Raw genomic sequence first — 24,072 nt, 5'->3', positions numbered from 1 at the left:
TGCCGCCCCTTACTATCATAAAAAGCAACTACTAACCAGCCACAGCCCTTTTGGGAGGAAAGGGGGATTTTCCATGACCTGTACAGAAGAATATCGGGAACATATCGAGTACACTTTCCATGCCTTTTGCAAAGTCGTTATCCGAAATGCAACGATCAACGCAGCGAGGACACGGAGCAGGAAGCACAAAAGAGAAATATCCCTTGAATACCTCACAGACGAAAAGCACTACCCTTTAGGCACGACAGATGAATATTTCCAAGCCCCGGAGCCGGACGAGGAATACATACTTACCCTTTGCGGCGATACGGTCATTTTCAGCAGCGGTTTACTTGCGGAAGCCCTGTCACGGCTGGACGAACGGGAGCGGGAAATGATTTACCTGTCCTTTTTCAAGCGTATTCCACAGCACGAAATTGGCAGACAGTACGGGCGCAGCCGCAGCACAGCGGGCTACCATATCCGAAAAGCCCTACGGCAGCTCCAAGCGGAAATGGAGGGAATGGCATATGAGAAATAATAGGCTTCTCCCCTATGAAACAATCGTCCAAGCCGCCAGCGGGGAGCCGGAAGCGGTGGGAACTGTATTGCAGTATTACCGCCGCCGCATACAATGTGCCGCCCGTGTGAATGGACGGGTAGACCAAGATACAGAGGACTACATCACCCAGACGCTTCTCACAGCTATTTTCAAGTTCCGCTTTGGGAGATAGCCCTACCGCCTACAACTGAATAACCGCCGCTTCGCCGGCAACCAGAAAGCAGTAAATCTATTCAACAGATTTGCTGCTTTTTTTCGTTCCTGTTTGGCATTTTTGAAAATCCCCAGTATGAAAAAACAAAAGGGAAAATAGCCGCCGCAGTTGGCAAAATCCCTTACTTATCCGTAGAGGGTATCAAAGAAAAAAATACTGCCATTGTCCGCCTATTCCGGCTTGCGTGGTGTTGTAGGGAATAGAGGGGAAATTCTAAAAATCTCCGTCCATTTTGCTTTGCGTGGTGTTGTAGGTAGTGAAAGGAAAATTTTCAAGATAAGCCGGAATAGCGGGTAGCAAAGCCCTTTTGAAACGTTTTGTTAGCGGAAAGGACGGGAGCCGGGGAACGCCGGAGTTTTTCAGAGCAAGATTCTACCGAGGTGCCAAAATTCGCTCTCCGCTTATTTTTGCCCCTGCGGGAATCTTGTTGGGGAGTGCCTTCCCCAAACCCTGCTATGCGCCCTGTCGGGCGAGAAAGGAGGTCACAGACCATGCGAAAGAAATACAATACGCCCCACCGCCGTCATGTGGTAAAGACCCGCATGACCGATGAAGAATACGCCGACTTCACCGGGCGGCTGGCGGCTTATGAAATCAGCCAGTCCGAGTTTATCCGGCAAGCCATACGGAAAGCGACCATACGCCCCATTGTCACCGTTTCCCCGGTCAATGACGGGCTGCTTGCCGCCCTCTCCAAGCTCACGGCAGAGTACGGGAAAATCGGCGGCAACTTAAACCAGATTGCCCGGAGCCTGAACGAATACGGAAGCCCCTACCGGGGGCTGGAAAAGGAAGTGCGGGGAGCCGCCGCCGACCTTGCCGCCTTGAAGTTTGAAGTCTTGCAGAAAGTAGGTGAAGCCGTTGGCGATACTCAAACATATCAGCTCTAAAAATGCCAACTACGGGGACGCTGAAAAATACCTCACATTCGAGCATGACGAGTTTACCATGAAGCCCACCCTTGACGCAGACGGGCGGCTCATACCGAGGGTAGACTACCGCATATCCTCTCTGAATTGTGGCGGGGAGGATTTTGCCGTTGCCTGTATGCGCTCCAATCTCCGCTACGGCAAGAACCAGAAACGGGAGGACGTAAAGAGCCACCACTACATCATCAGCTTTGACCCACGGGACGGCCCGGACAACGGCTTGACCGTTGATCGGGCGCAGGAGCTGGGCGAGAAGTTCTGCGCCGAGCATTTCCCCGGACACCAGGCCCTTGTCTGCACCCACCCGGACGGACACAGCCACACCGAAAATATCCATGTGCATATCGTCATTAACAGTCTGCGGATTGCGGAGGTTCCCATGCTGCCCCACATGGACAGGCCAGCGGACAGGAAAGCAGGCTGCAAGCACCGCTGTACGGACGCAGCTATGAACTATCTGAAAGCCGAAGTCATGGAGATGTGCCACAGCGAGGGGCTTTACCAGATAGACCTTTTGAACGGCAGCAAAGAACGCATTACCGAGCGTGAGTATTGGGCGCAGAAGAAAGGACAGGCTGCCCTTGACAGAGCCAACGCCCCTATTGCTGCGGACGGTATCGCGCCCCGGCAGACCAAGTTTGAAACGGATAAGGCGAAGCTGCGCCGGACTATCCGGGAAGCCCTTGCCGCTGCTTCCGGCTTTGATGAGTTTGCCGCCCTGCTTCTCCGGCATGGTGTGACCGTCAAGGAGAGCCGGGGGCGGCTAAGTTACCTCACGCCGGACAGGACGAAGCCAATTACCGCCCGGAAGCTGGGGGACGATTTTGACCGGGCTGCTGTCCTCTCCGTTTTGGAGCAGAACGCCGCCAGAGCCGCCGAAAAACCCGCAGCCATAGCGGAATACCCCGGCAGTATCAAAGACCGCTTACGGACGAAAAAAGAAGCGAAAAACGCCCCGAACAATGACGCTGTACAGCGCATGGTAGACATAGCCGCCAAGCGAGCCGAGGGGAAAGGACGGGGCTATGAGAAGTGGGCGACCATGCACAACCTCAAACAGATGTCGGCTACCCTCATGCTCTACCAGCAGTATGGCTTTTCTTCCCCGGACGAGCTGGACGCTGCCATTTCCGCAGCCAACACCGCCACGCAGGAGAGCCTTGCCGGACTGAAAGGGCTGGAAGCCGCTATCCGGGAGAAAAAGGAATTGCAGCGCAACCTTTTGGGCTATATCGGCACGAAGCCCGCCCGTGACGGTCTGAAAGCGCAGAAATCGGAGAAAGCCCGGAGAGCCTACCGGGAACAGCACGAAAGCGATTTTATCATAGCGGACACAGCCGCCCGTTATTTCCGGGAGCATGGAATAACCAAGCTGCCAGCCAGCAAAGCCCTGCAAAGGGAGATTGAGCAGCTTACCGTCCAGAAGAACGCCGGATATAACGACTACCGGGAGAAACGCCAGCGGGCGCAGGAGCTTCAGACAGTCAGACGCAATATCGACCAGATTTTAAGGGGCGCACCGAGCCAGCAGAAAAAGCGTGAACAGGAGCGTTAAAGACCGCCCCGAAATGATACCGAAACCCTACAAAAATACAGGTATGATATGAACCCTTACCGCAATACTCCCCGACTTCCAAACGGGGCTTACAGGGCAGAAAAAGCCCGAAAATGATACCGAGAACATACAGAAAATGCCCCCTATCCCGCTACACCGATAGGAACGGCAGAAAGGAGCTTACCATTGCCGAGAATGAGCAAGAAGCGGCGGCTGGAATGGTCTTTCTTCCTCAACCACCGCAACCGTATCACTTACAACGACCTATGCCGGGGCTGCACCCGTGACTGCAAACAGAGCTTCCGGGCGGTTATCATACTATGCCCTCGCTATTATTCCAAACGCTGGAAAAAGGAGGACGCAGCCTATGGCAGATAACCGCAAATATTACTACCTCAAGCTGAAAGAGAGCTATTTTGACGATGATGCAATCGTTCTGCTGGAAAGTATGCAGGACGGCGTTATCTATTCCAACATTCTCTTGAAGCTGTACTTGAAATCGCTGAAAAACGGCGGGAAATTGCAGCTTGACGAGAATATCCCCTACACCGCCCAGATGATTGCGACCATTACCCGCCAGCAGGTAGGTACCGTAGAGAGAGCTTTGAAAATCTTTATGAAGCTGGGGCTTGTGGAGCCTTTGCCAAGCGGCGCACTCTACATGAGCAACATTGAGCTTTTAATCGGCCAGTCCTCTACCGAGGGGGAGCGCAAGCGCAGGGCGCGGCTGGCTTTGCAGGAACAAAAAGCCCTGCCGCAGACAGGGGCGGACAAATGTCCACCATATCGAGCGGACATTTGTCCACCAGAGATAGAGATAGAGAAAGAGATAGATATAGAAATAGAAAAAGAGAGAGAGTTAGAAACGGGACACCCCGCCCCCGCCGCCTATGGCAGATACCACAATGTCATTCTTTCCGATACGGAGCTTGACGGGCTGAAAACAGAGCTTCCCGGCAAGTGGGAGTATTACATTGACCGCCTATCCTGCCATATCGCTTCCAGCGGGAGGAAATACAAGAGCCATGCAGCCACGATTTTCAAGTGGGCGCAGGAGGACGCAGCCAAGAAAGCCCCGAAAAAGGGCATACCCGATTATACCTGTAAGGAGGGCGAGAGCTTATGACGAATGGATTTGATGAAATGATTTTGAATATGACCGACACCACGCCGGAGCCGGAGGACTACACCGGCGAGGACGGGCTTTTATACTGCGGGAAGTGCCACAAGCCCAAAGAGGGCTATTTCCCCAAAGAAACCGCCGCATGGCTGGGGCGTGACCGCCACCCGGCAGAATGTGACTGCCAGCGGGCAGAGCGTGAGGAACGGGAAGCCGCAGAGAAACAGCGCAGTCACCTTGAAACTGTCGAGCGGTTGAAGCGGCGGGGCTTTACAGACCCGGCTATGCAGGGCTGGACGTTTGAGAACGACAACGGCAAGTGCCCGCAAATGGAACACGCCCATTTCTATGTGGAGAACTGGGAAACCATGAAAGAGCGCAACATTGGCTATCTGCTATGGGGCGGCGTTGGCACAGGCAAGAGCTATTTTGCGGGCTGTATCGCAAATGCCCTTATGGAGCGTGAAATCCCCGTGTGCATGACAAACTTTGCATTGATATTGGGTGACCTTGCCGCCAGCTTTGAGGGCAGGAATGAATATATCTCCCGACTTTGCAGCTTCCCGCTGCTTATCCTTGACGATTTTGGAATGGAACGGGGAACGGAATACGGCTTAGAGCAGGTCTACAACGTGATTGACAGCCGTTACCGCAGCGGCAGGCCGCTGATCGTCACGACTAATCTCACGCTGGAGGACTTGCAGCACCCGGAGGACACCGCCCACGCCCGCATTTATGACCGTCTGATTGAAATGTGTTCTCCTGTCCGCTTTACCGGGAGCAACTTCCGAAAAGCCACGGCGCAGGAGAAAATGGGACAACTGAAAAAGCTGATGAACAGAAAGGAGAGCCGCCTATGACCAACACCCCAAAGAATGACCGCAGCACCCGCCGCCCGGATTGCGTGACGGAAATCCGCATAGGTAATTCTGTCCTTGTCGTTTCCGGCTATTTCAAGCAGGACACCACCGCCACCGCCGCCGATAAAATGCTGAAAGTGCTGGAAGCGGAAGCTGCTACACAAAAATCGGCAATTTGACGGGACGTAAAGAAGCAGAAAGGACTGTACAGCCAGCCCCGGCGTGTGGTATGATAGTCATACGGAATAGTGGGGCTGGCTGTCGGAAATGGAGGACACTATGTTAAGACAGACCACCCGAAACCTTATTACCGCCCTTTATCCGAGATTATCCCACGAGGACGAGCTGCAAGGTGAGAGCAATTCTATTTCAAACCAGAAGCGTATTCTTGAAACCTATGCGAAGCAGAACGGCTTTTCCAATCTGCAATGGTACACAGATGACGGTTATTCTGGGGCGAACTTCCAAAGACCCGGTTTTCAAGCCATGCTTGCGGACATTGAAGCCGGAAAAGTCGGCACCGTTATCGTCAAGGATATGTCACGGTTAGGGCGAAACTATCTGCAAGTGGGAATGTATACGGAAATGATTTTCCCACAGAAAGGCGTCCGCTTTATCGCTATCAATGACGGAGTGGACAGCGCACAGGGCGACAATGATTTTGCCCCTCTGCGGAACATTTTTAACGAATGGCTGGTGAGAGATACGAGCAAGAAAATCAAAGCAGTAAAACGGTCTAAGGGTATGAGCGGGAAGCCCGTCACGAGCAAACCCGTATACGGCTACTTTATGGACGAGGACGAAAATTTTATCATTGACGGGGAAGCCGCCCCTGTTGTGCGGCAGATTTACAGCTTGTGCCTTGCCGGGAACGGGCCGACCAAGATAGCCCGTATGCTCACAGAGCAGGAGATCCCCACGCCGGGAACGCTGGAATACCGTCGGACGGGAAGCACCCGCCGCTACCACCCCGGCTATGAGTGCAAGTGGGCGACCAATACCGTGGTACATATCCTTGAAAACAGGGAGTACACGGGCTGTCTGGTAAACTTCAAGACGGAGAAGCCGTCCTACAAGACCAAGCACAGCGTAGAGAACCCCATTGAGAAACAGGCGATTTTCGAGAACCACCATGAGCCTATCATTGACACCCAGATGTGGGAGCGTGTGCAGGAGTTACGCAAGCAGCGCAAACGCCCGAACCGCTATGATGAAGTGGGCTTATTCTCCGGCATACTCTTTTGTGCCGACTGCGGCAGCGTCCTTTACCAGCAGCGTTACCAGAACGCCACCCGCAAGCAGGATTGTTATATCTGCGGGAGCTACAAGAAGCGTACCCGTGACTGTACGGCGCACTTTATCCGCACCGACCTGTTGACCGCCGGAGTGACCGACAATCTGCGGAAAGTCACCAGCTATGCAGCGAAGCACGAAGCCCGGTTTATGAAGCTGCTGATCGAGCAGAACGAGGACGGGGGCAAGCGCAGGAACGCCGCAAGGAAAAAGGAGCTGGAAGCCGCCGAGAAGCGTATCAGCGAGTTATCCGCTATCTTCAAGCGGCTGTATGAGGACAGCGTGACCGGGCGCATTTCAGACGAGCGTTTCACGGAGCTGTCGGCAGACTATGAAGCCGAGCAGAAAGAACTGAAAGAGAGAGCCGCCGCTATCCGGGCAGAGCTTTCCAAAGCGCAGGAAGCCACGGTAAACGCAGAAAAGTTTATGAATGTTGTCCGCAAGTACACCAGCTTTGAAGAACTTACCCCTACCCTTTTGCGTGAGTTTGTGGAGAAAATCGTTGTGCATGAGTGCAGCTATGACGAGAACGGCACACGCAGACAGGACATTGATATTTATTACTCTTTCGTTGGCAAGGTAGACCTGCCCGAATGACCGCCCGACCTATCCGGCGCAATGCGCAAACGCCGGATAGGAACGGCAAAATTTTTTACACTTCTACTACTTCTTTATCACACATCAGCAAAAGTTCCTTTCTTTAAACAATTATAAATGACGTAAAAATAGTGCAAATGTAATAATAGCCGCAATCGTTAAACTAAATAAATAAAACAGCGGAGTGGTATCATCGTTTGCTTCGTGATTCATTTTAGCTCCGCTATAATACAACACTATGGCGACAAACCAAGCTGCTATCGCGAGAGGATAGTAAAGGAATAGCAATGGAATGGTACCGAGAGAAAAAAGTGTACCTATGTAAACATAGTTATTTCCAGGCGTATTCTTTTTTCTATATTGGGCTACTAAGCTAACCGTTAAGTTTAATAGGGAGTAACCGAAAATCACGAATAGTACGTTATAAAAATCAAATAAAAATGCTAACATCTAAGAACCTCCTTATCATCCTAAGAAAAGTACAATCATAAATACTGCAATAAGGCCGCCGAAAGTTAAATTAATAAAGTAAAACGTTGGATTGGAATCATCGTTTGCTTCATGATTCTTTTTAGACCCGATAAACAGCAACACCAGTCCGCCAATCCAAGTCACTATCGCAAGAGGATAGGACCCGAATAGCATTGGAAGGGTGATGAGAGAGCACAGCGCGCTAAGGAAAATATAGTCGTTTCCAGGCGTGTTCTTTTTTCTGAAATAGGCACTGCTGCTAGCGAATAAATTGAAGAGAGAGTAAATAATGATACCAACTGATAAGTAAAATAACTTCACTAAAAGTCCAAATGCTTCCGCCATAAAAAATCCTCCTTTTAATGAACTCCTTTTTTAAACGAGCGCCAGTCCAATTGTGAGAAGGATTGCAATGGTGATGCGGATAACGTGATGTGATATATTGTTATTGCCATTTTCTTTTCCGTTTATATAGGCTCCCACGCAGCAAAGCGTTGCCCCAACAATCCATGTAACGAATGAAATTCCGCGAACCATTGCTAGTAATGGGATTGCAGGAAGTGCGATTAGGCCTCCTACAAAAATGAGGATGTTTCCTTTTGTTTTGTCTCCTTTTAGAAGAGCGACGCCTCCTGCGAGTAGATGTAAGAAAGCAAATGTAACGATAAAGAAACTAAGAATAGAAAATAAGATGAATACAAAGTCCATATGAGGTCCTCCTTGTTAGGCGATAATCATTAAAATTGTGAGTACGAGTGCAATGATGGCACGAGCTTTGTTTGGGTCTTCAATTTTGTCAGGAAACGGATTTCCATTCACAATACAAACGAGAAAATCTAGCATGGCATTTTCTGTTTTATAGGGCTTTTCGTGCTGGTTGTTCCAGTAAGACGCGTAAAGAATCAGCGCCCACGCTACAAACCATATGATATATCCAATAACTGATTTTTGATAGATGAGACGAATCGAATGGAGGGCGTTGACACCTCCAAAGAAAAGTAAGAAGTTTGCGAGTGAATATTTTTTGGCCCAAATAGCATAGATTCCAACGCTTAAAAATGGTAATAAATAAAATGAGGCGATGGAATTAATCAGAAGTGTCAATGGTTGAGGCATACAATTCTCCTTTAAGGTTGATAGTAATCAGTATAAATTGCGTCTTGTATTTTGTCAAAACTGGGGGAGTAAGGTACACTAAGGAGGACATGAACGAAGGGAGGATTAAGATGAAACTCATATTATCGCCTGCAAAGGAAATGAATGGTGACGCATTAGAGGAGCGCGACTGGGAAGTGAGTCCGGCTGCTAGAAAAGTAGTGGAGGCTGTGAGCGCAGTGCTTGAAGAAGACCTTGCCCGCGTTCTTGGAGTCAAAGGGAAGTTGCTTGAAGAAAATAAAGCCTTTATCGAAGGTTGGAAGGTGGCTAGGTCTGCTCCTGCCATTGAACTCTATAACGGACTGGCGTTTCGCTGGTTGAAGCTAGTCGAGGGATGGAATAAGGGATTAGGCTATGGAAGTGAGCATGTACGTATTTTGTCTGCCTTGTATGGGGCTGTGGCGCCTGATGCTTATATAAAGCCGTATCGCTTAGATATGTTACGACCATTGCGCGTTGAAGGGCAGAGCTTGAAGGCATACTGGAAAGCGGAGTGGGCTGAATTATTTGCAGAAGGGGAAACGGTAGTGAACTGTGCTAGTGATGAGTTCAGCACGTTACTCGACCGCACGCGTTACAACTGGATAGACGTGGAATTTTACGAACGCAGGGACGGAACGTTGAAACAACACTCCACAACGTCGAAAAAAGGACGCGGGTTGCTAGTGGGGTTTGCCATGCGCGAACAAGTGACCGACGTGAAGCAGTTGGAGGCTTTTAGTGAAGACGGATTTATGTATGATGCAGAGTTGTCGACACCGAATAGATTAGTATTTGTGAGGTAAAAATGAAAGAGCAGTAAGCTTTTAAGCTAACTGCTCTTTTAGATTATAAATCTGAGGATGTAAATTTTTCGTATACAGCAAGTGAGACACTAACTTCATATTGTTCTGCTAAAGTTTGTACTTTAATTTCTCCGTTTTTATTAACATAAGGTGTCTTATATTTCCCACCTTTAAGGTTAATAAAACAATAATAAGGGTTTTCATAATCATAATTTTCAAGTTGTTGAAAATCAAATTCAGAAAGGTAACCGATATAATGAAGATCACCATTGCTTAATTCAGCATATAAATTTAATGTAGGAAATCCGTGTTCATTAGGTTGAGCAACTGTACTAGAACCCCAAACATTATCTTTCCAATATTGATAAACTTTCTCTCCAACCTCTACAAAGGTGATAATCTCTTCGTGAGACATCTCCTGAAATTGCTCTTTTCTCGGGATATCTTTGCAAGCATCTTTCATAATATAATGAAACCAAGATTGATTTTCTTTTGTGTTTTCGAACTGAATTGGAAACTGAAACCTTTTCAATTCTGGCTCTTTTACTGGCTCAAGAGGTTCTTGAGTCGAAGAATTAGATATTTCTTGCGGTTGTTTAGTAGTAAGAGTAGTTAGAACAAAAACGACAATAAAAGGTAATAAAATTACAGAAAAAAGAAAAAGTAAATCCATACTATTTGCACCTCTCCTAAGTTATTTTGATAAAATTCTCCCTATTAGAAATTATAGTGCAAGCATTATTCTAAAACAATACGAAAAATAGATTATAAAGCAAGAATAGAGAATTAAATGCAGTCTTACAATCAAACAAAAACGGAGTTAGACAAACGTCTAACTCCGTTTTACATTTCTTATTTTCTCTCCTGTGCGACATAGGCTTGGATTGCGTCGCAAGCGTATTGGCCCACACCTTTGCCGTATTTATCGAGGTTCGTTCTGAACTCTTCGTTTTGAGCGTAGCCGAATCCGATGCTTGAGAAGACATCGATCGAGCAGTCGAACGCGTAGGCGCACATGTGTTGGTGGAGTTGTTTTGCTAAGTCCACGTTTACAGCGTCTGTTGCTGGAAGGCCTTTTTCAATATTTTCAGCAAACGCGAACCAGATCTTGTTGAAGCCGTCTGCTATGATTTCTTCCTTGCCTTTTTGTTTTTCTGCAGTCTCGTTCAACACTGTTTCACCGTACTTTTCAGTCGCGGCCTGTTTATATTTTTCGTTATCTTTAAAGGTGAACCCTTTGAATTTTTCTTCTGTTGTCATTGTCATTTTCCTTTCTTTCGACTCAATGGTCTTTTCTAATGTGTCGATTAATGTTAGAAGACGTTCTTTTTCTTTGTGCATTAAAATCAACTGATGTTTCAAGTGAGGCAACAGATCTTCCTCTTCTTGTTTTATGAGATTTTTGATGTCTTTTAGTGAAAATCCTAAATACTTATAGTACAGGATGGTTTGAAGAAGGGACAATTCCTCTTCACTATAGTAGCGGTATCCATTCTCATGTTTTTTAGGGGATAGTAAGCCGATTTCGTCATAGTGATGTAAAGTGCGCACCGATACACCACTAATTTCGCTCACCTGTTTGATTAAATACATATTCTCAACTCCTAACAATTTGAAGTATAATCTATAACGTAACGTAAGGGTCAAGCCTTTTCTCTTTTTTCTTTTTCTTACTATATGAAACGAAGAAGATGACACACCTCGCGTCGCAAGGAGGACGTCCCGCCTTCTCGGAACAAGTCTCCTTCTTCGTCCATTTAGAAGCGCAGTAAGATACGATTACGGAAATCTTGCGGACTCATCGTAGCAGTAATGGGGGATAGCAACCAATGTGAATTAGGGCGGGTTAAGGAACAACCTTTACCCGCCCTTTGAAGCTTGGTAGAGCTTGAGAACAAGGCTCAAGCCGTTGCCCCATTACAGCTATGATGAAACAATCCGCAAGGATTGGAGTAATCGTATTTATATGAGTATACCTTCTAAGTGATCGATCTCATGTTGGATGACTTGCGCTGTGAAGTCGGTGAACGTTCCCGTATGCTTCTTGCCGCTTGGGTCGGTGTACGTTACTTCAATCGTTTTATAGCGCGTCGTTTTCTTCGTTCCAGTATGACTTAGACATCCTTCTTCTGTTTCATAGGGGCCTTGCTTCTTCGTAATACGCGGATTCAGCATCACCAAATCCATCGGTCCAATCGCTACAATAATAATGTTCTTCTTCACACCAATCATATTCGCTGCCATCCCCACACAACGGTCGCGGTTAGCGCGAAGCGTATCTTGTAAGTCGCGGACTACCTGAGCATCGGCTTTCGGATCGGCAACACTGGATTTTTGGCTGAGGAAGAGGGGGTCTTTCATAATATTTTTTTGCATGAGTTTGCTCCTTTATACTGACATTCTAAAAAAGATTTTTGCGATTTCTTCGGGACTTTCTACGCCACCTTTTTGAATCCAGTGGAAGAAAATCGCGCTATTACTATAAATAAAGACTTCTGCGGCATAGTCTTCCGGTAGCGGATAGACGGTCTTGATGGTCTCTTTAATCGGACCGATTTGTTTGGATAATTCCAGTAAGAAATTTCGGACTAGATGAGAAGTATAGTTAAACCGGTTGAGCGAGATGGCATGAATAAAGTCGAAATCTTCTTTTAAATACTCGAAGATTTTAACGATGGGCGCAAATGCTTCTTCTTTCGTTTTCGGCTGGTCTTTATTTAATAAGAAAATAATGTTTTGTAAAATCTCGTCAATCAGCTGGTCGATCATATCAAATTTATCGACATAATGCAGATAGAAGGTTCCACGGTTGATTCCGGCTTCCTTTGCTATATCGCTCACGCTAATCGCTTCGAAGTCCTTTTGTTTCAGGAGTCTCGTGAGCGCAACTTTTAAATCGCTTTTTGTGGTGGTTTTACGTTTTTGAATCGTCATTTTTTAAACTCTTTCTTAAATCAACACATTGTTGAGTATTGTGTATTGTTTTTTCGCTAGGCCTATTATAAAGTATGAATGAAGGATAATCAACACGGTGTTCATTTAACTGCGTTGATAGAAATGAGGGATAGACATGGCTTATATCGAAATGAAGAATAGCTATAAACGGTATCATGTCGGAGATACAGAGATTATCGCGAATAATGATGTGAATTTTGAAATTGAAAAAGGCGAATTAGTAATGATTTTAGGGGCCAGCGGTGCAGGGAAATCAACGGTTCTGAATATTTTAGGGGGTATGGACACCAACGACGAAGGACAAGTCCTTATTGACGGCGTGGACATTTCGACTTTTGATGAAAAACAACTCACTTACTATAGAAGAGACGATGTTGGATTTGTCTTCCAATTTTATAATCTAGTGCCGAACTTAACGGCGAAGGAAAATGTGGAACTAGCGGCTGAAATCGTAAAAGACGCTCAAGATGCAGAGGAAGCCTTGAAGGCAGTGGGGCTTGAACACCGCATGAATAATTTCCCGTCGCAATTATCCGGTGGGGAACAACAACGCGTTTCCATCGCACGTGCGGTTGCCAAAAATCCAAAGTTATTACTTTGCGACGAGCCAACCGGAGCGCTCGACTACCATACAGGAAAACAAGTGCTTCAAATTTTACAAGATATGTCGCGTAACCAAGGCGCAACGGTCATTATCGTAACGCATAACTCTGCGCTTGCGCCGATTGCCGACCGCGTGATTTATATGCATGACGCGCGCGTGAAGAAAATGGAACTCAATCCAAATCCACAAGATATTCAAACGCTTGAATATTAGAAGGGGGGAGGACGTTGAATAAGAAGACATTAAATAAGGATATAAGGAACTCACTTCGCCAGTCGAAGGGCCGCTTCCTTTCTATTATGTTACTCATGATGCTCGGGGCATTTGCTCTTGTGGGCCTAAAAGTATCGGGGCCGGATATTGAAGACACCTTGAACAGCTATATGGAACAGTCCAACGCTGCCGATTTATTCGTGGTGGCAGGCTACGGGTTAAGTGGCGAAGACCAAGCCGAGATCAAGCAAGAGAACGCCGATGTGGAGTTTGGCTATTTTGCCGATACGGTGATTGGCGATACGCCGAACGCGATTCGTGTGTTCTCTCAGACGACAGATATTTCAACATTCGAATTGGTGAGTGGTAAGTTGCCTACGAAATCAAATGAAGTGGCGCTTGCCCAAACGATGGCGAATCAGTACAAGATTGGCGACACGATTCGATTGAATGAATCCGGAAGTTCCACTCTATTAAAAGAGCATGAATTTACGATTACTGGTTTTGTGAACTCTAGCGAGCTCCTTTCGAAGACGATTAAAGGTGTATCGAGTGCGGGGAGCGGGGACCTTAGCGGGTTTGCCGTAGTGCCAAAAGACACCTTCGATTCTGAAGTGTATACGATCGCTAGACTTCGTTATCCAGATTTACGCAAATGGAAAACAACGAGTCGTGAGTATGCAGATAAGGTAGCGGCGTTGCAACAGGCTCTGGAAGAAAAGTTGGCCGACAATGGAACGGTGCGCTTAGACGCATTGAAGGCGACGGCCGACGATAAGATTTCAGAAGGTAAAGAAAAAATAACCGATGCCAAGACGCAACTCTCGGATGCCGAGAAGAAATTAGCAGATGGTAAGAGTGAAATCGAAAAGAACGAAAAGACGCTTGCAAACGGGCAAAAAGAAGTAGCTGACAACGAAGCAATGATTGCTTCTGGAGATGCGAAGTTAAACGCTGCATGGAATCAGTTGGAAGCTAGCCGCGAACAACTCGAAAGTGCCCGTGTGCAAATCGAACAAGCCGTGGCTACTTTAGCCCAGAAGAAAACTCAGTTGGATGATGCAAGTGCCAAGTTAACAGAAGCCGAGACGCAACTCACGGCCAAAAAAGAAGAGCTTGCAAGTGGACAGGAACAGCTTGAAGCCGGCAAAACGCAATTAGCACAGGCCAAAGCGCAACTAGAAGCGGGTAAGGTAGACCTCGAAACGAAGAAGACAGCCTTAGCGCAAGGAAAGGCACTTTTAGCTAGTGACCCTGCTGCGGCTGCTGCAAAAGGAATTACCAAAGAGAGCCTTCAAGCGATGGAGACAGCTTTAACGCAAGCAGAAGCCCAGCTTACTCAAACAGAGGCGACACTTACGGCCAAAGAACAAGTGCTCACTCAAAAAGAACAAGAACTCACAGCGGGTCAAACGGCGATTTCAAATGCTGAGGCTGAACTTGCATCGAAGAAACAACAATTACTCGCAGGGCAAGAAGCATACCGACAAGGCCTAGCCAAGTATTATGCTAGCTACAGCCAGTACGTCGATGGGCTAGAACAATATCGCCAAGGAGTAGCAACTTTTGAAGCCAACGCTGGTACTTTAGAAGAAGGCAAGGCGAAACTAACTGAAGCCAAGAAAACGTTAGCGGACGGTGAAGCTAAACTCGCGGATGCCAAAACGCAGCTAAAAGAAAGCGAAGAAACGTACAACGAAAAGAAAAAATCAGCCGACAAGGATATTCAGAAGGCGGAATCGGACCTTGAAAAGGCGAAAGTGGACGTTTCAAAACTCACGAAACCGAAGTACTCCGTATACACGCGCTCGACGATGCTTGGAAGCGAAGGATTCTTCAATATGAAGACGACAGCCGAAGGGATTACGTCGGTGGGGAACCTCTTCCCGATTGTGCTTTATGCCGTTGCGGCTCTTGTAACGGTAACGACGATGACGCGTTTTGTGAATGAAGAACGAATCAATGCCGGAGTGTTGAAGGCGCTAGGGTATGAAACAAAAGACGTGATGAAGAAATTTGCCGTGTATGGATTTGCGGCAGGGGTCTCAGGAACTATTCTAGGTATCTTACTTGGAACGTATGCATTGCCAAGTGCTTTAGGTGCGACCTTGATGAAGGATACGGTATTGCCAAGTATCCAGTTGAATTTCCATCCACTCATCGCCGTGATTGCGATTATTTGCTCGCTTATCTGTAGCGTGGTACCTCCATTATGGATTGCCCGCCGTGAACTTCATGAGCAAGCTTCAGCGCTTCTCTTGCCGAAAGCTCCAGTGGCTGGGTCGAAGATTCTTCTCGAGCGTATTCCGTTCATTTGGAACCGCCTCAGCTTCACGCATAAGGTAACGGCGCGGAATATTTTCCGTTATAAACAACGGATGTTCATGACGATTTTCGGGGTGGCTGGGAGCGTGGCACTTCTATTTGCAGGACGCGGTATTCTCGGGTCACTAGACGGGATTGCGGATCGTCAGTTCAAGGAATTGATTACCTATGATGCGATTGTGTCAAAAGAGTCCGTGTTGACGGTTTCCGAACAAACAGCATTACAAAACTATTTAACTTCTTCAAACGTGACGGCCTTTAGCGACGTCTATAGCGAATCGGTAACACGTGAAGTGCCAGGCGTGGACGATGAGCAGTCTATAACCGTACTAGTTGGACAAGAGGAAAATCTTTCTCCGTATCTTCATTTGAATGATGCGAAGACGAAGAAAGCTGTGACACTTCCAGAGAGCGGCGCGTTGATTTCCAAGAAATTAGCCAAACTCTTAAATGTGCAAGTCGGCGACACCTTTACGCTTCCAAATAAGGACGGTGAGGATGTGACGTTAACGGTTGGAGGCATCGTAGAAATGTACGCCGGACACTTCGTCATCATGACCCCAGAAGTGTACGCTAAGGCTTATGGAGTGGTGCCACAAGACAACGCGATTTTCGTTCAGTTTAAAGACAAAGATGCTTCTAGCGTACAAAAAGCCGCAGCAGACTTAATGGCTCTTGACGGGGTGAAAGCCGTTGTGCAAAACACGTCCATGGTGAGTCGTATCAATACGATTGTTGGTTCGTTAAGTCGCGTAATGATGATTTTAACGGCTGTGTCGATTTTACTTGCGGTGGTCATCTTGTATAACTTAACAAATATCAACGTAGCCGAACGGATTCGCGAGCTCTCAACCATTAAGGTGCTCGGTTTCTTGAACAAAGAAGTGACGATGTATATTTACCGCGAAACGATTTTATTATCGGTGATTGGGATTGTTGTGGGATTGTTGTTTGGGCGAGTGCTGCATAGGGTGATTATTGAGACGGTGGCGCCGGGGTTTGTTATGTTTAATCCCGCGGTCAGATGGTTTGTATATGTGTTGCCAAGTGTGATTGTGATTGTCATCTTGGTGGCGCTAGGGTATATGGTGAACCATCTCCTCCAACGCATCGATATGCTAGAAGCCCTCAAGTCTGTGGATTAGAAACTATTATATAAGCAAAGAAAAATCCTTACGGATTCATCAATAATGATTGTAAGTCGGGTACCGGCTGTAGCCTATGGTCTACAGCCTACCGAGCTTCAAACTGACTCTAGGAAATAAATTTCCAGAGTCAGTAATTCACATCGGTTACTAAACCGTACTACAATCATTATTGGATCCGTAGGATTTTTTCTTTGCTTCTTTTGTGCCTACAGATTTGGGGATCTGCATTTGGAGCAGGGATTACCTATATCACATGGCAACCATATACAAACCGTCCTTTTTAGAGAGGGGCGGATGGGAAACAAAAAACGGAGCGCGGGGCTCCGTTTTTTTAATCAAATTCAAGTTGTTTTGGTTTTAAGATGGCGGATGCAATGGTGAAGAGGATGGCGCCTATAAAGGTTGGGACAATCCACTCAAGGCCGTATGTGGCTAGTGGGAGAGTTCCAATCCATGTGGCTGCATCTCCTAGTAGGTTTCCGCCTAGTAGTTGTGAAAGTGTGTTGATTCCTTGTACAAGTCCAACGATTCCAGCTCCGACGACCGCTCCAAGATACGTCCAGTCGTATGGGATGTATTGGTCAAATGCCGAGAAGAGAATGAGTGCGATCACGATTGGGAAGATGAAGGTCAATACTGGAACGGCGAGGTTAATGAGTGAATCCACGCCGACAAGCGAGATGATGAATTCCACAGCTACCGTGACAAGAATAATTTTCTTGTATTGTAATTTTCCTTTAGAGACTTCTTCAAAATACTGACCGCAAGTGGTTGTTAGTCCAATCGCAGTTGTGAGGCAGGCAAAGCAGACCGCAAGTCCCATCGCGAGTTGCCCCCATGAGCCGAGTAAAGTTTTAACAATGGTTGTTAAAATAGCAGAACGTTGCTCAGTTGAGTCAATCACGGTACTCATACTTGCACCGCTGTATGCTAGTGTTGAGTATACGACAGCGAGTAGGACGAAGGCTACGATGCCAACTCCGAACATCATTCTGAATTGTTCTTTTCGATTTAAATACCCACGACGCGTAATATCTTTCATCACGACTCCGGCTAAGAGAGGAGCTCCGAGCACGTCCATAGTTTGATAGCCTTCTTTAAAACCTTGTGCGAATAGTCCGCTTCCGTCTGTTGTGGCAAATGTTGCATTTGGTTGAAGGATGGCTCCGACAAAGATACAGAAGAGAATAAGTAATAGAATCGGTGTTAAGTATTTTCCGATGGCATCCATGACGGAGTTTTCCTTGTATGTAATCCAAAGGACAATCCCGAAGAAGACGAGGGAAGAGATCCATTGTGGTGCATCAGGGAAATACGATTGTACGAAGATCTCATGCGTTGACGCTCCGGTACGCGGAACCGCAAAAATGGGCCCGATTAAGAGAACGCAGATAGCATTCAAGACGCCTGCAAAAACAGGATGGATTCTACGTCCAACCGCTAGTGCACTTCCGCCAAGAGTGGCAACGACCATCACAGCAACAACGGATAGCAGAGGGTCGCTGATTAAAAATGCAAAGGTTGCAGTTCCCCAATTTTCTCCTGCAGACACTCCTAGATAAGGTGGGAAAATTAAATTTCCGGCTCCAAAGAAGATGGCAAACAGGGCAAAACCGATAATGATAATATCTATGAATTTCTTTTTCATGGAACCACTTCCTAACATTAAAAAATAATTAAAAATAGTTTAACATAAACTGAGAATGAATGCACTTGAAAACAAAACCTAACGTTGGATAAAATAGTTTCTTTATTGTTCGTTTTTAAGTATAATAAAGCGTGCAAGAAAACCATTTTAAAGGAGCGTAACTCATAAATGCGAAAAGTTTATTTAAACCACGATGGTGGCGTGGATGATTTAGTATCATTATATTTACTATTAAAAATGGAAGACGTGGAATTAGTAGGGGTCGGCGTCATCGAAGCGGACTGCTATTTAGTACCAGCGGTGGAAGCCAGCAAGAAGATTATTCATAAGTTCGGTTCTGAAAAAGACAAACAATTGAAAGTCGCTTCTTCAGACTCACGCCCTGTGAACCCATTCCCGAAAGAGTGGAGAATGCACGCCTTCACAGTAGACGCACTTCCAATCTTAAACGAACATAAACCAATCACGGTGCAAGACTCATCATTAAAAGCACACGAAGATTTAATCCGTGCCTTAAAAGAATCGAATGAGAAAGTGGACCTTGTATTCGTAGGACCATTAACAGACTTAGCTCGTGCGTTAGATCAAGACCCAACCATCGAAGAAAACATCGGAAAACTTTACTGGATGGGTGGAACTTTCCTTGATATGGGGAACGTGGAAGACCCTGAACACGACGGAACTGCAGAGTGGAATGTGTACTGGGATCCATTTGCGGCAAAACGCGTTTGGAAATCAGGCATCCAAATCGAACTTGTGGCGCTTGAAAGTACAAACATGGTGCCATTATCTCTTGATGTCCGCGACCGTTGGGCAAAAGAACGTGCCATCGAAGGCGTTGACTTCTTAGGGCAATGTTACGCCATCGTGCCTCCTCTTACTCACTATGTAACGAACTCAACATACTTCCTATGGGACGTGTTAACGACCGCTTCATTCGGGAAAGAAGACCTTGTCAAACGTTCTGTGGTAAATAGTGACGTGATTGTTGCCGGTGCGAGCCGTGGCCGTACCGTTAAAGCCGAAAATGGCCGCCCAGTCGACCTTGTTTACCACGTCGACCGCGATGCCTTCTTCGACTACATCACGAATTTGGCGAAAAAATAATATAAATAGCTTCTGGCGCTCTCGAAAGAGAAGCGTCTTTTTGTGCAAAAAAACTAAAAAAGTAAGCAAAATAATTATAGAAACTCCTAAGATTAATTGAGAAAATTAGTTAGTGTTAGGAGGAGTGAAAATGGAAAAAGTTAAATGCCGACTATGTCAGAAAGAATTTGATATTTCAGAAATGAGTAAGGAACATTATCCCGCAAGAAGTGTGGGGAATGTGGATATAATAGCTTTTGATAAAGTTGGAATGGTTGATAAATTCCTAAATGGAGAGATACTGGACCGTTTAAAGAGAAGAGAAAATGTAGAGAAAATTGTAGATGATACGTTTGATAAAGATTTAGTAAAAGAAGAGTATCCCGAAGGAAGGACTGCGTTGTCGTTTTGTAGAAATTGCAATACTTTTTTAGGAAAGTACGACAAATCCTATTTAAATTTTTTTAATGTCGATGGAGACCCGAATAAAGTTAAAGGATTCAGCAAACGAACTAAACTCAATATTATTAAAGCAATTTATGCAAAATTCATATCCATTCCCGAAGCGGAAAATGAAGAATTTGACTTTCTTGAATTTATAAACGACGAAAGAAGTGAAGAATACTTAGGTAATTGGAGTCTGTATTTTATTAAAAGAGATTTATCAACAGATTTTTGGGGATTTAATGATATTCGAACAGGTGTGTTGCATTATGATGAAGGTATTGTTTACCAATTGTCGGACGAAAAATTCATTTATAATTTAATGAATTTTGAAAAACACCCATCTTTCAATATGACAAATATATTTGAGATTCTAGAAAAAAACTACAAAATGTTTTATGGAGAAGATTCTGAAAATAGGTATAATGACTTTATAATGTTAAGTTTGTTAGAAACTGAAGAAGATGATTAATGCGCAGGAAAATTTTCCTGCACTTTTTTATTGACTTTACTCATTAGAATGATTATAATTTAAATATAGTTTAGAATAATTCTAAACTAGAAACAGGAGGTAATAGATATGTCAAAAGAACAAACAAAACAAGTATTAAATCAATTAGTGGCTGATTTAAGCCAACAATCAGTAATCGTACACCAAGCTCATTGGTACATGCGCGGTGCAACTTTCATCACAATGCATCCATTAATGGATCAACACATGGAATTGTTAGACGCTCAATTAGATGAAGTATCAGAACGTCTAATCACATTAGGTGGAGCACCTTATTCAACATTACGTGAATTTGCTGAAAACACTAAGATTGCCGATGCTAAAGGAAACTACAGCGACAGCATGGAAGACCGTATCCGTCATTTATTAGTAGGATACCGTTACTTAATCGACCTTTACCAAAAAGGTATTGAAGTAGCTGGCGAAGAAGGCGACGATGTTACACAAGATATCTTCACTGGTGCAAAAGGTGCATTAGAAAAATTAGTTTGGATGCTTACAGCAACAATCAACGAAGCACCAGGTTTATAATTTTTGAAGACTCTAGGGCTGGGCAGTTTGTCCGGCCTTTTTCTTTTGTTCAAATTTTTGAAAATTATCATATATGATAATTAACATATATGATAATTACCATATATGATAATTTCATCCAAGCAAAGTTCAAAAGTGTAACCTTGTCTAATCATTAAGCCGTTAGAAAGCACTCTGCCCCTTGGAACTCATCCCACCATAACGAAGCTTTTTTAAGATTGACTTTAATACATTCCCAGCACAGTGATATTTTCAGAAGAACCAAGATAAAAGATTGTAGGCGTTATGCAAACATAAATTCACTAAGCAGAGATTACGAAGAATCTTACGGATCCTATAATCGCAGTGGTGGGGAATCGTATCAAATGCGAGGGAGAAAGACAGAAACACCCTAGATACATTATTGTATCTAGGATGTTTCGTTTTCTTTCCCCCACACAGTTGAATAGGTATGAGCAAACTGTTTACAGTGTAGCTCATACCATTCAACCACTGTGACTAAAGGGAGTTAGGAATTTATTCCTTACTCCCTTTTTGAGGCTTTGAAGGTGAGAGACTTTAGGCTCGAACCGGTACCCCACTACAGCGATTATGGAAACATCCGTAATGATTCGTAGTAATCAAAACTTTTTAACAGGAAACTAATTTTATATTTTGCAGAAAAAATGTAACGGTCTACGGTCTTTTATATGATTTTATAAGAAAATATCACAATACTAGTTGCTGGGTATGCTATAATAAAGCCAATCTTATGAAAGGTGGAAGCTTTATGGAACAAAAGAAATACAGCGGGAAAGAGTTCACGATGAACGTCCTTAACGCACTTGCATTAGGCGTGGTCGTTACACTTATCCCTGGAGCATTACTGGGTGAATTAGTGAAGGCGTTGTTACCAGTATTCCCACAAGGCCAATTGATAATCCAAGCAACACAAGTGGCCAATACATTAATGGGAGCAATTATCGGATTGATGGTCGGTCAATTCTTCAAATTCACTCCAATTCAAACAGGAGCGTTGGCACTAGCAGTCTTATTTGCAGGTGGAGTTGCGAATTTCAATCCTGACGTAAAAGGAATTGTGTTTAGTGGTACAGGAGACATCATTACGATGGGGCTTACTGCAGCGTTAGGAGCAGCAGTCATTTTATGGATTGGCAATAAAGCAAAAGCATACTCTATTATCGTGATTCCAACGGTGTTATTAGTCGTTGTTGGTGGAATAGGTCGTCTTGCGTTACCAACCATCAAAACTTTAACAACCTTACTAGGACAAGGAATCGGAAATCTATTATCATTACAACCCGTTATTATGTGTTTATTATTAGCCGTTATTTTCTGTATGTTAATCGTTTCTCCGTTTACAACAGTAGGGATTGCCGTGGCGATTAGCCTTAGCGGTGTTGGTTCAGGGGCAGCAAACCTTGGAATCTGTGCGGCTGGTTTCGGTCTTGCGATTGCGGGATGGAAAGTGAATCCAAAAGGAACTGCGATTGCGCATTTCATCGGTTCACCAAAAATGTCGATGGCGAATGTGTTGGCAAAACCAAAAATCTTATTACCAATGATGTGTACATCTGCTGTACTTGGTGTGTTAGCCGCTTTATTGAACATCCAAGGAACCCCTCAAAGTGCAGGTTTTGGGTTCAGCGGATTAGTAGGACCCATCAATGCGTTGAACCTAGCTGAGGGCGGATGGAGTGTGATGAATATCGTTATTGTGACACTTATTTTCGTCGTTGCGCCAATCGCGTTAAACATCGTATTCGTTCATTTATTCGAAAAAGTGTTAAAATGGATTCAACCAGAAGATTACAAATTAACCGTTTAAGAGAAAAGGGGAGTTAAAATGAAAATCGCAATTGCGGGTGCAGGAGCAATGGGATGCCGTTTCGGCTACATGTTAACAAAAACAGGGCAAGAGGTGACGTTGATCGACGAATGGCCAGCGCATATCGAAGCCATCCAAAAAAATGGATTGAAAGTCGTTGATGGAGAAAACACAGATACGATTGATATCAAAATTATTCGCCCAGAAGAAGCAACAGAAGAAGTAGATGTGGTCATCGCATTTACAAAATCAATGAAATTAGGCGAAATGCTTGAAAAGATTAAAGCGATTATCCACGAAGATACAAAAGTGCTTTGTCTTTTAAATGGTCTAGGACACGAAGACACAATGGCAAAATACGTTCCTCGTAAAAACATTATTATGGGGGTAACTATTTGGACTGCGGGTCTAATCGAACCAGGGGTAGCGCGACTAGGCGGAACTGGTACAGTGGAAATGCAAGCGGCAGACCCAAGTGGTGTAGTGATTGCTAAAGAATTAGTAGAAGTGATGGACAAAGCGGGCTTGAACGCAAGCTACAGCGAAGACGTTCATTTTTCAACATGGCGTAAAGCGTGCGTAAACGGTACGATGAACGCAACATGTGCCATCTTAGATGCTAACATCGGCGAAGTATTCGATACTTCAACAGCAGAAGCGATTGTAACGCAAATTATTGCTGAATTTGTCGCTGTTGCGGAAAAAGAAGGCGTGCATTTGGATCCAGCTGCGATGAAAGATTATGTGTATACAGCGTCTAATAAAGTTCGCGGACACTATCCTTCAATGCACCAAGATTTAATTCAAAACCACCGCTTTACTGAAGTGGACTTCTTGAATGGCTTTGTGGCTAGAAAAGGGAAGGAATATGGCATTCCAACACCTTACTGTCAATTGATTACAGAGCTTATCCACGCGAAAGAAGATATTCTGAAAGTTAAATAGTAGGGTAATAAAAAGAACAATTTAAAGAATCAGTTTGTTATTGAAAGATTAATAGTGGGGTAGCGGCGAGAGCCTGTAGTCTCTCGCCTTCGGAGCCTCAAAGTAGAAGCAAAAACTTGCAGTTTTAGCTCCTACTAATTCGCATCCGATGCGATTCCCCACTATTCTTTCAATAAACTGATTCTTTTTCATTGTTCTTTTACGTGGATAGTAGTCCTAATTATCTCTTTTGCGTCAACTAACAGTTAGGTAATAAAGCACACAAAAAAGGAGCTAGGCGAGTTGATATGTACCCAGATTCCTGGACACATTAA

26 protein-coding genes are annotated in these 24,072 nt (G+C 45.1%); 17 read left to right on the top strand and 9 right to left on the bottom strand.

The features are described from left to right. Positions 1 to 73: 73 nt before the first annotated feature. From HMPREF3103_RS03295 to HMPREF3103_RS03260, 9 genes are all read left to right on the top strand, one after another. Complete coding sequence (locus HMPREF3103_RS03295) at positions 74 to 520, top strand: RNA polymerase sigma factor (RefSeq protein ID WP_002602096.1); 447 nt, start codon at positions 74 to 76, stop codon at positions 518 to 520. After that, positions 510 to 713: a helix-turn-helix domain-containing protein gene (locus HMPREF3103_RS03290; RefSeq protein WP_002602095.1), complete on the top strand. Its 204-nt coding sequence runs from the start codon at positions 510 to 512 to the stop codon at positions 711 to 713. The genes HMPREF3103_RS03295 and HMPREF3103_RS03290 overlap by 11 nt, the downstream gene beginning before the upstream one ends. A 533-nt stretch (positions 714 to 1,246) precedes the next feature. Further along, on the top strand, positions 1,247 to 1,645 hold the full coding sequence (locus tag HMPREF3103_RS03285; RefSeq protein ID WP_002602094.1) for a plasmid mobilization protein: 399 nt from the start codon (positions 1,247 to 1,249) through the stop codon (positions 1,643 to 1,645). Beyond that, positions 1,617 to 3,239, top strand: a complete 1,623-nt coding sequence (locus HMPREF3103_RS03280) for a relaxase/mobilization nuclease domain-containing protein (protein WP_002602093.1) — start codon at positions 1,617 to 1,619, stop codon at positions 3,237 to 3,239. Before HMPREF3103_RS03285 ends, HMPREF3103_RS03280 begins: the two co-directional genes overlap by 29 nt. A 186-nt stretch (positions 3,240 to 3,425) precedes the next feature. After that, a complete protein-coding gene (locus tag HMPREF3103_RS09550; protein WP_006058351.1) occupies positions 3,426 to 3,617 on the top strand; it encodes a hypothetical protein in 192 nt (63 codons plus the stop codon). Continuing rightward, positions 3,607 to 4,365, top strand: coding sequence for a phage replisome organizer N-terminal domain-containing protein (locus tag HMPREF3103_RS03275; RefSeq protein WP_002605636.1), 759 nt, complete (start codon positions 3,607 to 3,609; stop codon positions 4,363 to 4,365). Before HMPREF3103_RS09550 ends, HMPREF3103_RS03275 begins: the two co-directional genes overlap by 11 nt. Beyond that, positions 4,362 to 5,219, top strand: a complete 858-nt coding sequence (locus HMPREF3103_RS03270; protein ID WP_002605635.1) for an ATP-binding protein — start codon at positions 4,362 to 4,364, stop codon at positions 5,217 to 5,219. The genes HMPREF3103_RS03275 and HMPREF3103_RS03270 overlap by 4 nt, the downstream gene beginning before the upstream one ends. Then, complete coding sequence (locus tag HMPREF3103_RS03265; RefSeq protein ID WP_002605634.1) at positions 5,216 to 5,398, top strand: transposon-encoded TnpW family protein; 183 nt, start codon at positions 5,216 to 5,218, stop codon at positions 5,396 to 5,398. The genes HMPREF3103_RS03270 and HMPREF3103_RS03265 overlap by 4 nt, the downstream gene beginning before the upstream one ends. 100 nt (positions 5,399 to 5,498) lie before the next feature. Further along, complete coding sequence (locus HMPREF3103_RS03260; protein WP_002605633.1) at positions 5,499 to 7,109, top strand: recombinase family protein; 1,611 nt, start codon at positions 5,499 to 5,501, stop codon at positions 7,107 to 7,109. Between the two features lie 111 nt (positions 7,110 to 7,220). On the opposite strand, the gene HMPREF3103_RS03255 is transcribed toward HMPREF3103_RS03260, so the two are convergent. Genes HMPREF3103_RS03255 through HMPREF3103_RS03240 form a run of 4 tightly spaced genes read right to left on the bottom strand, consistent with a single transcriptional unit; the run spans position 7,221 to position 8,696 of the window. Continuing rightward, positions 7,221 to 7,559, bottom strand: coding sequence for a hypothetical protein (locus HMPREF3103_RS03255; protein WP_070437192.1), 339 nt, complete (start codon positions 7,557 to 7,559; stop codon positions 7,221 to 7,223). Between the two features lie 15 nt (positions 7,560 to 7,574). Next, the gene (locus HMPREF3103_RS03250; RefSeq protein WP_070437191.1) at positions 7,575 to 7,925 is read right to left on the bottom strand and encodes a hypothetical protein; all 351 of its coding nucleotides are present in this window, start codon (positions 7,923 to 7,925) and stop codon (positions 7,575 to 7,577) included. Positions 7,926 to 7,955: 30 nt separating this feature from the next. After that, entirely contained in the window at positions 7,956 to 8,288 is a 333-nt protein-coding gene (locus HMPREF3103_RS03245) for a hypothetical protein (protein ID WP_070437190.1), read from the bottom strand. A 15-nt stretch (positions 8,289 to 8,303) separates the two neighbouring features. Further along, on the bottom strand, positions 8,304 to 8,696 hold the full coding sequence (locus tag HMPREF3103_RS03240) for a hypothetical protein (protein ID WP_070437189.1): 393 nt from the start codon (positions 8,694 to 8,696) through the stop codon (positions 8,304 to 8,306). A gap of 89 nt (positions 8,697 to 8,785) precedes the next feature. On the opposite strand from HMPREF3103_RS03240, the gene HMPREF3103_RS03235 reads away from it, so the two are divergent. After that, the gene (locus tag HMPREF3103_RS03235) at positions 8,786 to 9,520 is read left to right on the top strand and encodes a YaaA family protein (protein WP_168132815.1); all 735 of its coding nucleotides are present in this window, start codon (positions 8,786 to 8,788) and stop codon (positions 9,518 to 9,520) included. A gap of 43 nt (positions 9,521 to 9,563) precedes the next feature. On the opposite strand, the gene HMPREF3103_RS03230 is transcribed toward HMPREF3103_RS03235, so the two are convergent. The 4 genes from HMPREF3103_RS03230 to HMPREF3103_RS03215 all read right to left on the bottom strand — a co-directional run bounded on the left by HMPREF3103_RS03230 (position 9,564) and on the right by HMPREF3103_RS03215 (position 12,454). Continuing rightward, positions 9,564 to 10,193, bottom strand: coding sequence for a hypothetical protein (locus HMPREF3103_RS03230; protein ID WP_070437188.1), 630 nt, complete (start codon positions 10,191 to 10,193; stop codon positions 9,564 to 9,566). A gap of 179 nt (positions 10,194 to 10,372) precedes the next feature. Further along, entirely contained in the window at positions 10,373 to 11,113 is a 741-nt protein-coding gene (locus tag HMPREF3103_RS03225; protein ID WP_070437187.1) for a MerR family transcriptional regulator, read from the bottom strand. Between the two features lie 369 nt (positions 11,114 to 11,482). Further along, on the bottom strand, positions 11,483 to 11,896 hold the full coding sequence (locus HMPREF3103_RS03220) for a peptide deformylase (protein WP_070437186.1): 414 nt from the start codon (positions 11,894 to 11,896) through the stop codon (positions 11,483 to 11,485). 12 nt (positions 11,897 to 11,908) lie between these two features. Next, the gene (locus tag HMPREF3103_RS03215; protein ID WP_005606218.1) at positions 11,909 to 12,454 is read right to left on the bottom strand and encodes a TetR/AcrR family transcriptional regulator; all 546 of its coding nucleotides are present in this window, start codon (positions 12,452 to 12,454) and stop codon (positions 11,909 to 11,911) included. 136 nt (positions 12,455 to 12,590) lie between these two features. On the opposite strand from HMPREF3103_RS03215, the gene HMPREF3103_RS03210 reads away from it, so the two are divergent. Continuing rightward, a complete protein-coding gene (locus HMPREF3103_RS03210; protein ID WP_005606217.1) occupies positions 12,591 to 13,292 on the top strand; it encodes an ABC transporter ATP-binding protein in 702 nt (233 codons plus the stop codon). A 14-nt stretch (positions 13,293 to 13,306) separates the two neighbouring features. Beyond that, positions 13,307 to 16,762 (top strand): FtsX-like permease family protein, encoded by a 3,456-nt coding sequence (locus HMPREF3103_RS03205; RefSeq protein WP_070437185.1) that lies wholly within the window; start codon positions 13,307 to 13,309, stop codon positions 16,760 to 16,762. 334 nt (positions 16,763 to 17,096) lie between these two features. On the opposite strand, the gene brnQ is transcribed toward HMPREF3103_RS03205, so the two are convergent. Continuing rightward, positions 17,097 to 18,413 (bottom strand): branched-chain amino acid transport system II carrier protein, encoded by a 1,317-nt coding sequence (gene brnQ / locus HMPREF3103_RS03200; RefSeq protein WP_070437184.1) that lies wholly within the window; start codon positions 18,411 to 18,413, stop codon positions 17,097 to 17,099. A gap of 168 nt (positions 18,414 to 18,581) precedes the next feature. On the opposite strand from brnQ, the gene HMPREF3103_RS03195 reads away from it, so the two are divergent. The 5 genes from HMPREF3103_RS03195 (at position 18,582) to HMPREF3103_RS03175 (ending at position 23,758) form a co-directional block, all read left to right on the top strand. Next, the gene (locus HMPREF3103_RS03195) at positions 18,582 to 19,520 is read left to right on the top strand and encodes a nucleoside hydrolase (RefSeq protein WP_070437183.1); all 939 of its coding nucleotides are present in this window, start codon (positions 18,582 to 18,584) and stop codon (positions 19,518 to 19,520) included. A gap of 130 nt (positions 19,521 to 19,650) precedes the next feature. After that, positions 19,651 to 20,415, top strand: a complete 765-nt coding sequence (locus HMPREF3103_RS03190; protein ID WP_083278713.1) for a hypothetical protein — start codon at positions 19,651 to 19,653, stop codon at positions 20,413 to 20,415. Between the two features lie 108 nt (positions 20,416 to 20,523). Then, entirely contained in the window at positions 20,524 to 20,985 is a 462-nt protein-coding gene (locus tag HMPREF3103_RS03185) for a Dps family protein (protein ID WP_049554872.1), read from the top strand. Positions 20,986 to 21,754: 769 nt separating this feature from the next. Further along, positions 21,755 to 22,813 carry a PTS sugar transporter subunit IIC gene (locus HMPREF3103_RS03180; protein ID WP_039848954.1) on the top strand — a complete coding sequence of 353 codons (1,059 nt, stop codon included), beginning with the start codon at positions 21,755 to 21,757 and terminating at the stop codon, positions 22,811 to 22,813. 18 nt (positions 22,814 to 22,831) lie between these two features. Beyond that, positions 22,832 to 23,758: a 2-dehydropantoate 2-reductase gene (locus HMPREF3103_RS03175; protein WP_070437181.1), complete on the top strand. Its 927-nt coding sequence runs from the start codon at positions 22,832 to 22,834 to the stop codon at positions 23,756 to 23,758. Positions 23,759 to 24,072: the final 314 nt, after the last annotated feature.

Origin of the sequence: Granulicatella sp. HMSC30F09, assembly GCF_001806915.1 — a bacterium.
Taxonomy (GTDB): domain Bacteria; phylum Bacillota; class Bacilli; order Lactobacillales; family Aerococcaceae; genus Granulicatella; species Granulicatella adiacens.
This window is presented reverse-complemented; position numbering and strand designations above follow the sequence as displayed.